This window comes from Alteromonas sp. OM2203, assembly GCF_048517045.1.
In the GTDB taxonomy this organism is placed as follows: domain Bacteria; phylum Pseudomonadota; class Gammaproteobacteria; order Enterobacterales; family Alteromonadaceae; genus Alteromonas; species Alteromonas gracilis.
The window spans coordinates 3,181,447-3,194,017 of sequence record NZ_CP183209.1 but is presented as its reverse complement, the minus strand read 5'-3'; the positions used below and the strand labels follow the sequence as shown (position 1 = coordinate 3,194,017).

Below are 12,571 nucleotides of genomic sequence, written 5' to 3'. Positions count from 1 at the left end.
AGTGATCATGATTAAGACATTAACTACCGTGTTAGCATTTTTTCTAGCATCTTGTGTTATATCCTCAAACGTTTACGCGCATGGAGCATCAGTTGTCGCCGGAGAGTGGCTCCCTGTTATTGATGAGCGGGGTAAAAGCGAAGCCGCTATTTTGTCTCAAATACAAAGTTCGCCTTTGGGAAACGAAATACTTGTGCAATATGAGGGCGAGGGAAAATTAGAAGTGCTTGGCGATGACAATGAGCCTTTCATTCGCATCACAAAAAGCGGAGTTTATGCCAACTGGGATCACCCTATGTGGTTTAAAGTGCAAACCGCAGGGCCCAGACCTTTGCCAGAGTGGGTAACAGATCAAAAGCTCGAATCAAAATGGACCCAAGTTAGTGAGCGAAATTACTATGGTTGGTATGACAAACGGTTGGAAAAAACTGATGAACACGCAGAACGCTGGAGTATCGCGCTAGCGGTAAACGGCCAGCGCCAAGACCTTTCTGGGTATTTCAAATCACTGACGCCACCGAGTAAGCGCACATTAGTTACGGTAGACAATAACGCGGCGCCTATTGCAGACCTGACAGCTATGGTAATTCCTGGTCCTGAACGAGCGATAAGGGTAAGTTATCAGGGCGACCATCACATGGTAGTGCTTGATGAATACGACGAGCCCATGTTGAGATTTAGTCCAAAGGGCGTAGAGGCAAACACGCAAAGTAAAGGCTGGAAACAACTTGGTCGCTCGCCAGTGGATTCTAACGCTAAATGGGTGAAGCTTTCTACACAAGCAGCTTATACATGGCCAGATAGTCGTTTAGACAACGATGAACAAGAAAAATGGAAAATTCCTGTGTTCTGTCACCAAGATAAAAAAGTGAAGTTTATTCAGGGAGGGTGGGTAGAGATAGCTCGCCTTTAAGCTTGCAACTTTCTTTTTGCAAAAGTAACTTAGGCGATAGTTTTTGGTGTTTGCGCAGTGGTTTTGCGCAAACACTTTTCGCTTTTTTAAGCAGTCAAAGGGGAAGATATTGTCAGACATAATCATGAGTAATAAAAATCAGAGCAATGCTCACCATGCAAATGCAACCCGCTTTGATAAAACACTGTTTGAAACGCTAAAATTCCAAGCTGAGACTAACGAACGCCGCCGTGCCCACTTTAATGTTCACAAAACATATCAAGATGTCGTCCAGCGTCTTTTTATTGCCATGATGCCTGACTCTTATGTACGTCCTCACCGGCACATACAACCACACAAATGGGAGTTTTTCATGGTGCTTGAAGGTGAGCTGGATATTCTCTTTTTTGATGACGAGAGTGAAGGACAGTTGGTTGAAAGAATTACCTTAAAAGCAGGCGGAGAAACTAGCGGTGTGGAAATACCTCCAAATGTTTGGCATGCAACAGTCTGCCATAGCCCGGTCGTTTTTATGGAAGTAAAACAAGGCCCCTATAAGGCTACAGACGATAAGGGGTTTGCACCCTGGTCGCCCGAGGAAGGAAGTCATTTAGTTCCACAGTTTTTGAATGCGCTAAAGCGTGCCGAGGAAGGGGACTTTGTCGGTGTTCTTTAGATGTTTTTTAAGATTAATATGAAAGGCGTGAACGACGCACACAAATACTTTCCTTTTTGGAAAGTCGTTGCTATTGCTTAACGACATGGTATGGTTAAGGATAAGTCACAAGGGGCGGCTACTGTTTTTGTTAAAAACACCTACGCCTCAGTTTTCGTATAGTTGCGGCAAAAGACCGCAGTTATAAGCACATTGTACAAGAGAATTATTATGCAAAACGTTTCAACTGGTTATTTTTATAATTTTAATTACTGATTGCACCTGACCGTCGGTGTTCAGGGGCAAGTATTGGCTTCTGGGCACTGCAGGTAGAACGTTTTGCAAAAGCCCAGAAGGTATCACCATCTGGGCTTTTTTAATGCCCGTAATTCTCGGTAAAAAACAATGAAAGAAATCACATTAGGTGACATTAGAAAGCAACATAGAGTTAAACAAGAGGTGGTAGCTATGGCGTTATCAGTGACCGCTTCGGGCGTAAGCAAATTAGAATCGAAGAGAATTCAAGACGTGTCATTGCAGAGGGCTGCGGCTTATTTAGCAGCGGTTGGCGGTACTATGAAGATTGAAGTGACTATGCCAGATGGCGCTACCCTACATGTAGGGTAGCGATAGTTCATTAGTGACGCTGTTTACCTGTGTTTGGTTGAAGCCGCCATTTTTATTTAAGTGCAAATTTTCAGTTAAAAAGCTACTGGTAATAGGCTACGCTGTTTTCTCTAAAGCGGCGTGACATGGCGAACGTGTGGAGCCATTCCTTAAATGAAATACCTCGCGCACTTTGTTCATTGTAAAATGGGCTTGGTGAGGACACTGGGAAAGCATTGTCTTCACAGAAATCGTTAAGCACCATATGACACGTACCTTCTCCTAGGTAAAACTGATAGTTCCAAGTAAGTGCCGACAGCGCGTGTATCGAAGCGTTTGCTTGAATCTGCCACCCAAGAATATAACCTAAATCCGATTCTGTTACGCCCCAAGTAGTTGGATCTAAGTTGCCTCGTGATACTTGATCGGAGATCTTAGAAAACTGAATTTGAACAATATCAGTTCCTGTAGAGTACTGTGCGAAACGATTCCACGGATATTGATACGCTAAACGCAACATCACCTGCTTATTAAGGGTTAGGTGGTTGAAGTTTCCGATTAACGACTGAAAGTTTCTTGGCAGCGTATCTTCAATTCCCCAAGGACCCTGATAATTTAATACGGTTTGCGTAAAGCCCTTTGAAATGACTCCAAGAGATGCATCCGCAAAGAGTGCAACTTTGGTGCGGCCAAACAATGATTGGAAGTAAGGAAAATTGAAGATTGCACCATAGCCACCGGCGCTGCTACCGCTGAGCAATACCTTGTTCGGTTTAAGGTCAGCACTACGTATTTTATCTTTGATCCACTGCATAACAACTAAAGCGTTGTCGTGACCACGGTGTTTTAAAGTGACTTCAGCGCCAGGTACACCAGTAACAATACCAAGCTCGTCAACATATTGCGTATCTTTAGAACCTAGGTGTAAGTCGCCGGTGCAGTATGGAATGAAAACTTTTGACCACGATTGAAATGGATTTTCTTCGGTATCTTCAAATATACCGCCGGAAATAAACGGTGTATTTTCAATTACAGCAGACGGATTGTATGCCGCTCGCGACATGGGATTATCGTCAAATTCTAGCTGCATGGAAGCAAGACAGGTCGCATCATCCCAACAGGCACCCCCGCCATTAAAGTAAATAAGTATATTTTCGCTCTCACCTTGCTCAAAGTAAAAGGAAAATGGGTTTGGCGCTAATCCTTCAGGCCCAGGTAAAGCGGGAAGGGAGCATGATGGGTAGGCAATTTTTTCACCTCCACCGGGTATTGATACAGCTACCTCGTTATCAGGCGTAATTTTTTCCCATTGAGCAAGCGCATTATGCGCAAAGAAACATAGTGCAAGTGCGGCAAAGTAACGAATACGTTTAGCGTAAAAATGCATAAACAATTCCTTTTGTGATTAAAATATATGAGTGAAAGTAAAGAACTTACCCAAGGCCATGATAAGAGTTATGAACTTCCTTAAACTCTTCCACTAGTTCTTGTTGGGGCAATTCGCACCGTGATAAACAAAATAAATCGGCGCAAGTTATACAAGAATACCATTTGCACAGTGCTGGGTGTCGCACAATGGCCTTTGGGGAAGTCTAAGATTAAAGCATTTGCAGTCGCTGTCCAGCTTTCATAAGGCGTTTTAACGTATAGAATCACTATATTTTTATGACCAATCGCTTTAACTAAAATACGCATGGGGTAAAATATAGTTAAATCGATTACAAGGAGTCTTACATGGCCGTTCACGAAATTACTCACCCGCTTATCGCACATAAAATCGGGCTTATGCGATACGCTAAAATAAGCAGCAAAGATTTTCGCGAATTAGCTTCAGAAGTAGGCAACTTGCTGACCTATGAAGCGACACGAACCTTACCTACTGAAAGAGCAACGATAAAGAGTTGGTCCGGTGACGATGTTGAAGTAAGACAGATTAAAGGCAAGAAAATAACGGTTGTGCCAATTCTTCGCGCAGGTCTGGGAATGCTTGAAGGTGTACTCAAACTTATTCCGAACGCCAAGATTAGTGTAGTAGGGCTTTATCGTGATGAAGAAACGCTGCAACCGGTGGCTTATTTTGACAAGGTAGTAAAAAACATTGATGAGCGCACTGCACTTATTGTTGATCCCATGCTTGCCACCGGCGGAACCCTCATTGCCACTATTGACCTGCTGAAGGAAAAAGGCTGCACTAAAATTATGGGGCTTTTTCTTGTTGCAGCTCCTGAGGGCATAAAGGCTGTTGTTGAAGCACACCCTGACGTTGATATTTTTACCGCTGCTATCGATGAGCGATTAAATGAAAAGGGCTATATATTGCCGGGACTAGGCGACGCGGGTGATAAAATCTTCGGAACTCGATAACATTATTAAGAACTTAACATTAAGTTGTTCAAAGGTTTGTTAAATCAGGTATCTTTTAAACGTTAAAATTATTGAGTTAAACGTTTAAGAAGGTGTTACAATCGAAGGGTAGTCAAAGTGCGCGCTGACTGCCCTTCATTGTTTTAGCGTAGGGCACTCAGCTTCGTTAAATGAGTTAAAAATTAATGAACAAAACAAAACTAACCCTTAAAGACGTTGCTGAGCAAATAGGTGTCTCGACAGCGACAATTTCAAATGCTTTCAATCGTCCCGATCAATTATCTAAGTCAAAGCGCGAAGAAATCCTGGCGCAATGCAAAAAAATTGGATACAGCGGACCAAACAAAGCCGCCCAAATTCTTAGAAAAGGTACTTCAAATATTGTGGCTTTAGTACTGGCAGACAGCATTTCCTATATGGTTAGTGATCCTGTAGCAAGTACCTTTATAAAGGGTGCCTCCTCTGCGTTACAGGAAAGTGGTAAACACTTGCTTCTCTATGCAGGCGACTCGAATAGTATTGCTGACGTTGTAGACTTTGTTGATGGATTTATCTGCTATGGTCAACCTCGTAATGTAAATCTTATTAGAGAACTGGCTGCCTCACCTAAGCCTGTAGTTACGGTCGATTTTGATATTGATAATAAGCCCTCAATCAATATTGATAATGAGGAAGCAGCTTATCAGGTGGCGAGTCATGCTTTAAGTAAAGGCGACGCAGTCGCAATTCTAGGGTTACGACTTATTGACTCTCCTGCAACCTGCCGTATTTATGATAGCCCTCTTATTGATGTTGAAACCTCTATTGCTCACCGACGTTTAGATGGCTATTTAAGGGCTGCTGAAGATAAAAATGTGGTCGTAACGAACGAAGCCATTTGGCATCTACCAGAAAGTGATAGACACTTCGCGCGGCAAGCTGCAAAAGAAGTGCTTACTAGCTCTCCTAGACCTAACGTTGTCCTTTGCATGAGTGACATCATAGCGTTAGAGCTGTTGCATATGGCACTTGAAATGGACATCAAGGTTCCACAAGAATTAAAAATTACCGGTTTCGACGGCATTGAAGAAGCCGAGAGGGCGCGTCCAAGCTTAACAACGGTATGTCAATCTAGCTCTCAAAAGGGCGTAGAAGCTGCAAAATCGCTTTTAGACCATGTTAAATCTAAAAATACGCTGCCGTTTGAAGTACGTTTGGGTGAAACGGTCTAGAAAAACGCTTTGCCTGTGAAAAAATGTGCTTTGAAAGGGCCTGCATTTTCAAATGTGTTGAGTAAACGAAGGACCAGACAGCGATTACAATTTAAATAAGTATTTGTGTCGACTAGGCTCCCTGCCTTTTATCGCTAAAGGTTTTCTGTTTACAACTATGCAACATTGATGCGGGTGAATTCAGAAGTAAAAGCATCTTAATTATTTAAGATGCTTCTTTTTTAGCTGTGTTTAGAAACATCAAGATATAGAGTTTCAAAAAAAATGTTAACAGTATCGCAAGAAACCTAGTGGTAAGCTGCTATTACCAAAACGGTTTAGATTGAGAGTGTAAAGGCTATTAAATGAGCTAATGGACGGATCCTGAATTGCAGTGAATTTACTTTAAGAACCCATTAGGCCAATTAAGCCTGTTCATCCCAAACAAGCGCTTTGAAGTGTTTTCGGCACATTGATTCATAACGGTCATTTCCGCCAATCTGTACCTGGTCTCCATTTTTAACCGCGTTTCCATTTTCATCGAGCCTAACTACGAAGTTAGCTTTCCTGCCGCAGTGGCACACTGTTTTAAGCTCGAAAAGCTTGTCGGCCCATGCGAGCAGATAGTGACTGCCTTCAAAGGTTTCTCCCAGAAAGTCCGTTCGTAAGCCATAGGCAAGCACCGGAACGTCCAATTCGTCTACCACTTCAACCAGCTGCCGAGCCTGCGTTTTAGTAAGAAATTGGGCTTCGTCGATGAATACACAGTCAGGCTTTCGTTCTTCGCAGTCTTGGCGTATTGATAAGAATAAATCATCTTCTTTGTTGTAGAGCTTAGCGTCTGCTTGCAATCCAATTCTTGAGGTAACTTTACCCACACCATAGCGGTCATCAAGGGCCGCAGTGTAAATAATAGAGTGCATGCCTCGCTCGCGATAATTATAGGCTGATTGAAGAAGAGAGGTTGATTTTCCTGCATTCATCGCAGAATAGTAAAAATAAAGTTGAGCCATGGTGATTAATAATTTTCGTTGTACCAAGAAATAAGGTTATTAGCATCCATAGGTTTCGCATAATAAAAACCTTGCAAGTAGTCTGCACCGAGCGCTGAAACATGTGCTTTTTGTTCTGCAGTTTCAATGCCTTCTGCAATAGTTTTACAGCCAAACTCTTTTGCCATTAATATGGTTGCCCTTATTATGGTATCACTCTCCTCAGTTCTATTCTGTATAAAAGAGCGGTCAATCTTGATAAAGTCGAACGGGATCGACTGGAGTCTGCTTAGTGAGGAGTAGCCGGTTCCGAAGTCATCAATAGATATTTTCACGTTTCTATCAACCAGTTCACTTACTCTTTCGCCTATAAGTTTTTTATCTATCGCAAATACACTTTCAGTAATTTCTAGGTGCAGTTGCGTTGGGGCTATTTGTGTCGATTTAAGCGCACTGTCTAAAATTTTGGAGAAACCGTCGTCTAACATTTGCGCTACTGACACGTTTACTGACATGGATATTTCGTTACCAAACGACCAGTGAGACAGGTCAATTAGGGCTCTGTTTAATACCCATGCTCCGATTTCAGGCATTAAGCCACTTCTTTCTGCAAGTGGAATAAACACGGCGGGGGAAATATAGTCGTCTTCACACTTCCACCTTAACAGCGCTTCAACAGTGAACACGGTATTCGTATTCACATCAATAATTGGCTGATAGAAAACGCTCAATTCACCGTTTTCGATGGCTGTGCGAAGCCTTTCACATTGTTTTTGCTCAATCTTTATTTCAGCATGGAGGGCTTCATTGAAGACGCTGACTGACCCACGCTGTTTACGCTTCTGGTCGTACATGGTTAGATCGGCGTGTTGAATTAGGTCAAGAGCAGCATCACCGTGCGAAGGAAACATTGCAATACCTATGGTGGCATCTAGGGTAATTTGGTTGTCATCCGCAAGGATAGGAATAGTGACCCCACTTCGCATGGCGTGCGCGACGGCTTTGGCCGTATCAATATTCGCGTAGGGTATGACAGCGACGAACTCATCTCCCCCCCAGCGGCCCAAGTGATTATCTTCTGTGTAGTTACGAAGTCTTTTAGCAATTTCGGCCAGTACAATATCGCCAATCTTATGTCCAAGGCTGTCATTCACTTGTTTGAAGCCGTCCAAGTCGATAAACAGAACCGCAAGGGAGTTATCAAGGGCGCGCGTTGTATCTAAAAGATTGTTTAAATGCTTTAAGAAGCCATTTCTGTTGGGCAGATCTGTAAGAGGATCTCTGTTCGAAAGACGATATAATTCAGCGGTTCTTCGCTCGACCTCTGCTTCCAGATTTAAATTAGAAGCATCTAGCTTTTGGTTTGAAGCGATAAGCAGTTGGTTTACTTTCTCTGTTTCATTTCTCTCTATTTTCATTTGCTCCACTAGCTTATTATTTTTAGCCTTGATGTATAAGGTGTTGATAAAAAACTTGTGGTAGCGAAATGCACTAGTAAACATACCAAACCAAAATACAACCCCGAGCACACCTAAAACAAAAAACTCGCCACTTTCATCTAAGATAGCGCATAAAGACATAGGAATAAGAAGCGCAGTCGTGTAAAAGCCAACAAGGTATTTATTGGGTGATAGAACGGTTCCAGCTCCTCCAGACATGGCTGAAAGCACCACCATGGTTGCTGCAAGCTCAACGGTTGCCATGGTTGGATAGAACAAAATAGAGTAAAGCCCCCAAATACTCCCTGTTGTAAACAAGCCAATTGAGAACCTTATCAAAACTGGTCTAGGGTTGTAGTTAGTGCTTACAAGTTTAATACGCCAGTAAATGGCATCCAAAAGACGTGCTATCAACACGCCCATCATTACCATCCAAACCTGAAATTTCTGAGCAAATATTGAAGGAGAGTCATTTTCGAAGAAAAACAATAAACCAGAAAAAGCAAACATAGTCATCAGAAAACCAATGAAACTGTTGCCAATGAGCATATCAGTTGTATCTCGCTCTATCTCAATTTGCGATATTGACTCTTGATCTATATTCAACGAGAAAAACCTTCTAATAATTTGATGCCGTTAAGCGCGTCCGATGAAACCCAAACTAACAAACTATATTGTTTCTTCCTGGGTGTTTTTCGAATTTTTACACTACATTTTAATTTAGCAAAGAACAATAATCATGCTATCGGTTTGGTAGATTTTGAATGAAATCATTAATCAATTTGCTTTTCTTGCTGTTCAAATTGCTTTGCCTTTCTTAATCGATATTTAGTTTTTTACAGTCGTATTTGTCCTTTGTGTTTAACGACAAGGAACCTAAGTATTAACACTTTTGAAAGGTCAGGTAATACTTTCGAAGTAATTTTTTTCACAGGTTGTTTACAATGTTGATTTTTTGTTATACATTCTTAATCGATTAAGTATGTTTGTGTTGCCACCAACCCTAGTAGTTAGGGTAGCGGCTACTTAGGATTTAACAACTCCAACACATTACCGGAGAAAATATGAAAAAACATCACACACTCAACGCACTAACACTAGCCGTTTGTACAGCACTTTCTGGCACGGCTTTCGCTCAAGAATCTGCGACACCAGAGACTGAAGCAAAATCTAAAGAGAAGTTTGAGCAAATCGTTGTTACTGCAGCGCCAGGTGGCGCAACAATGCAGGAAGCGAGTGTTTCAGTTAGCGCTTTTGATGAAGAAGATATTCTTAAGCTAGCGCCTCGCTCAACAGCTGAAGTATTCCGAGCTTTGCCGGGTATTCGTGCTGAATCATCAGGTGGTGGCGGTAACGCAAACATTACAATTCGTGGTATTCCGCTAGCGACAGGCGGCTCTAAGTTTCTTCAGCTTCATGAAGACGGTTTACCAGTACTAGAATATGGTGACATTAACTTTGGTAACGCAGATAACTTCCTACGTTACGATTGGTCAGTGGCGAATGTAGAAGCAGTACGTGGTGGTTCAGCATCAACGTTTGCAAGTAACTCGCCTGGCGGTGTTATCAACATGATCAGCAACACGGGTGAAGTGGGTGGTGGTGCTATCGGTACATCATTCGGTGTTGACTATGAAGAGTTCCGTTTAGATTTCCGCTACGGTGGCGAAATCACTGATGACCTTTTTTATCACATTGCAGGTTTCGCTCGTGGCGGTGAAGGTCCTCGTGAAACTGGTTACAATGGCGATCAAGGCGGTCAGGTTAAATTTAACATTACTAAAATGCTAGATAACGGCCACATCCGTTTCCACTACAAAAATTTGGATGACAAGGTATCAACATATCTTCCTTCACCAGTGCTTGTAAAAGGTGATGGTGAGTACGGCCCGGTACCTGGCTATGATGCAAGTTCACAAGCGCTGAATTCTGCGTATAACACAAACATTTCTACTTTTGACAGCTTCGGAAACCCTGAAAACCGCGACGTACGTGACGGTATCGAGTCTAAAGTTAGCTCTTTCGGTGTAGAAGTTGATTTAGAAGTAGCAGAAAACCTGTTTTTACTTAACAAGTTCCGGATCTCAGACATTTCTGGCGGTTTTATCGCACCATTCACGGATGGTTTCCCAGCAGGCCCAGGTGATGTTTCAAACTTTGCTTCAGCACTTTGCGCTGGCGCAACAGACGGTGATGGCAATGCACTAAACTGTGACAGTACAACGGTTACTTTAGCCAATGGTCCAGGTGCTGGTGAAGTTTATACAGGTCAAGCGTTCACTAACTTACAATTTGATACGCGAATCAATGACCTTGGCAACATGATCAACGATTTCAGCTTGCGTAAAGAGTTTGATAACGGTATCGACCTAACAGTAGGTTACTACTACTCAAACCAAGACATCGCAACAAGCTGGTCTAGCTGGCAGACATTTATTCAAACGCTTGATGGCGACAACTCTCAGCTATTAACTATCACAGATGGTGACGGTGTTGAGCTAGTGTCGAATGGCTTGCTTTCTCCAAGCTTCCTTTCTTGGGAATGGGATCTTAACTACGTTACTAAAGCGCCATACATGAACATCGGTTTTGAACTGTCTGACAACATTCTTATTGATGCGTCTGTACGTCATGACACTACTGAAGCGTCTGGTGAACTAATCAGCTCTTGCTGTGGCGGTAATACTGATTTTGACTTAAACGGTAACGGCGTTATCGAGCAAATCGAAGATGCGTCTGCTACAAACAGTGGTTTCATCAGAGGTGGTGTGATTAATCTAAACCGTGCCGGTGCAGCGTCTCAAATCGTAGATTACAGCGCTAACAACACGTCTTACTCTATCGGTGGTTCATACCTGCTTACTGATAGCCAAACGTTTTTTGCCCGCTACTCAAAAGGTGGCCGTGCCATTGCTGACCGTCTACTTCAGATCGGTGGTACGTTGAATGCTGACGGTAGCTTAACAAGCACTACCTCAGGTTATGACACTACTAAGCAGTTTGAAATCGGTTATAAGTACGGTACAAAAGACCTAATGGTTAACGCAACTTTGTTCGACACCGTTACTGAAGATACACAAGCAGAGGTAACTAGCGGTCTTACGTTTATGCGTGAGTACGAAGCGACAGGTCTTGAACTTGAAGGTCGCTGGAATGCAACGGATAACTTCGTCATATCTGGTAACTTAACGTGGACAGATGCCGAAATTAGCGATGACGTTAACAACGCTGCATTGGTTGGTAACACGCCTCGCCGTCAAGCGGATTGGATCTGGACTATTACCCCAGAGTACGTTACCGACACATGGTCTGTTGGTGCTTCACTACAAGGCTCTACTGAGTACTTCGTACAAGACAATAATGACCTGAAGCAAGATGGCTACACGCTTGTAAACTTATTTGCTACCTATTGGGTAAACGACCAGTTCTCAGTGTCACTTAACATGAACAATGCGACTGATGAGTTTATCATTACTGAATCAGAAGAAGGTTCTGCTGCAGTAGGTAGCTATGTACGTGCACGTCCTCTGAACGGTCGTACAACAGTACTTTCTCTAAAGTATATGTTTGACTAATAACGAGTGTTTTAACGTGGAAGCACGTTAGAGTATACACAGTATTGAAACGCCCACTTTTCGAAGTGGGCGTTTTTTTTAGTTTTGTTGCTGGTCTAAAAGTGCGAGCTGCTTTGCAATAGCTTCTGATAAATCGTCAACTAAGTGACTATGCTTTTTGTGTATTACATGCACGACATCATGTTCGACGAGGGGAATAAACTCTATTCCTGAACGTCTGAAAAAGTCTTCCTCAGTATGATCGCTTGGCATAATCGCGTAATCAAAGCGTCCGCCGAGCAGCAGATCAATAACATGATGAAAGTCGTCAAATTCAAAGATATTGGCTTTTAACGCACGGGATTGCTTACCCATATTAAAGAAAAAACGTGTAGTAGCTGCTATGGCGTTGTCAGGATCTTCAATAACATCCTTACTACATTTCGCTCCCCTGATGCACAGCAGAAAAGATGCGCCATGAGAAAGCGCGGGAGGAACAATCACGATATTGTTATCAGGCTGAGCAACAACGTCAAAACGAACGACGTCTGCATCCGTCATACCTTGATTTAAAAGCCGCAGGCCGCGCTCCCCTCCAACCTTTTCGAAGGTCACTTCAATTCCAATACTGCGATATGCGCGCTCAATAAGAGGTTTATAAAAATTGTTTACGCGCGGATGATTTAATTCACCAATTACAAAATGCGAATCATCGTGTTCCGCAACGACTTTTAATGGTGAGACTAGAAGCGTAATAACTAGAAGTGTAATAAAAATAGGAAAGATCTTCTTAGCGCTTGAAGCGAGAAACTTACACGTTCTTTTCACTGCGCGATCCTTTCAGCGATTACCCTAATCCCTTAATGGTAGAGCACAAAA

The 12,571-nt window shown here is 42.6% G+C and carries 10 protein-coding genes; 6 read left to right on the top strand and 4 right to left on the bottom strand.

From position 1 onward, the window contains the following. Positions 1-7 precede the first annotated feature (7 nt). From ACM0P2_RS14190 to ACM0P2_RS14180, 3 genes are all read left to right on the top strand, one after another. Entirely contained in the window at positions 8-913 is a 906-nt protein-coding gene (locus ACM0P2_RS14190) for a hypothetical protein (protein WP_159120110.1), read from the top strand. A gap of 109 nt (positions 914-1,022) precedes the next feature. Then, positions 1,023-1,568: a WbuC family cupin fold metalloprotein gene (locus ACM0P2_RS14185; RefSeq protein ID WP_419226716.1), complete on the top strand. Its 546-nt coding sequence runs from the start codon at positions 1,023-1,025 to the stop codon at positions 1,566-1,568. Positions 1,569-1,952: 384 nt separating this feature from the next. After that, entirely contained in the window at positions 1,953-2,174 is a 222-nt protein-coding gene (locus tag ACM0P2_RS14180) for an XRE family transcriptional regulator (RefSeq protein ID WP_159120109.1), read from the top strand. An 82-nt stretch (positions 2,175-2,256) separates the two neighbouring features. Here ACM0P2_RS14180 and ACM0P2_RS14175 read toward each other — a convergent pair whose 3' ends face one another. Continuing rightward, positions 2,257-3,540 carry a pectin acetylesterase-family hydrolase gene (locus ACM0P2_RS14175; protein WP_159120108.1) on the bottom strand — a complete coding sequence of 428 codons (1,284 nt, stop codon included), beginning with the start codon at positions 3,538-3,540 and terminating at the stop codon, positions 2,257-2,259. 347 nt (positions 3,541-3,887) lie between these two features. Between ACM0P2_RS14175 and upp the strand changes: the two genes are divergently transcribed. After that, positions 3,888-4,517 (top strand): uracil phosphoribosyltransferase, encoded by a 630-nt coding sequence (gene upp, locus ACM0P2_RS14170; protein ID WP_105931563.1) that lies wholly within the window; start codon positions 3,888-3,890, stop codon positions 4,515-4,517. Positions 4,518-4,702: 185 nt separating this feature from the next. Next, positions 4,703-5,728, top strand: a complete 1,026-nt coding sequence (locus ACM0P2_RS14165; RefSeq protein ID WP_159120107.1) for a LacI family DNA-binding transcriptional regulator — start codon at positions 4,703-4,705, stop codon at positions 5,726-5,728. 404 nt (positions 5,729-6,132) lie between these two features. Here ACM0P2_RS14165 and ACM0P2_RS14160 read toward each other — a convergent pair whose 3' ends face one another. Then, positions 6,133-6,720, bottom strand: coding sequence for a thymidine kinase (locus ACM0P2_RS14160; RefSeq protein ID WP_105931565.1), 588 nt, complete (start codon positions 6,718-6,720; stop codon positions 6,133-6,135). 5 nt (positions 6,721-6,725) lie between these two features. Beyond that, positions 6,726-8,744 carry a putative bifunctional diguanylate cyclase/phosphodiesterase gene (locus ACM0P2_RS14155; protein ID WP_159120106.1) on the bottom strand — a complete coding sequence of 673 codons (2,019 nt, stop codon included), beginning with the start codon at positions 8,742-8,744 and terminating at the stop codon, positions 6,726-6,728. 458 nt (positions 8,745-9,202) lie between these two features. Between ACM0P2_RS14155 and ACM0P2_RS14150 the strand changes: the two genes are divergently transcribed. Continuing rightward, entirely contained in the window at positions 9,203-11,713 is a 2,511-nt protein-coding gene (locus ACM0P2_RS14150; protein WP_419226715.1) for a TonB-dependent receptor, read from the top strand. A 78-nt stretch (positions 11,714-11,791) separates the two neighbouring features. Here ACM0P2_RS14150 and ACM0P2_RS14145 read toward each other — a convergent pair whose 3' ends face one another. Then, positions 11,792-12,520 carry a hypothetical protein gene (locus ACM0P2_RS14145; RefSeq protein ID WP_236547206.1) on the bottom strand — a complete coding sequence of 243 codons (729 nt, stop codon included), beginning with the start codon at positions 12,518-12,520 and terminating at the stop codon, positions 11,792-11,794. Positions 12,521-12,571 lie beyond the last annotated feature (51 nt).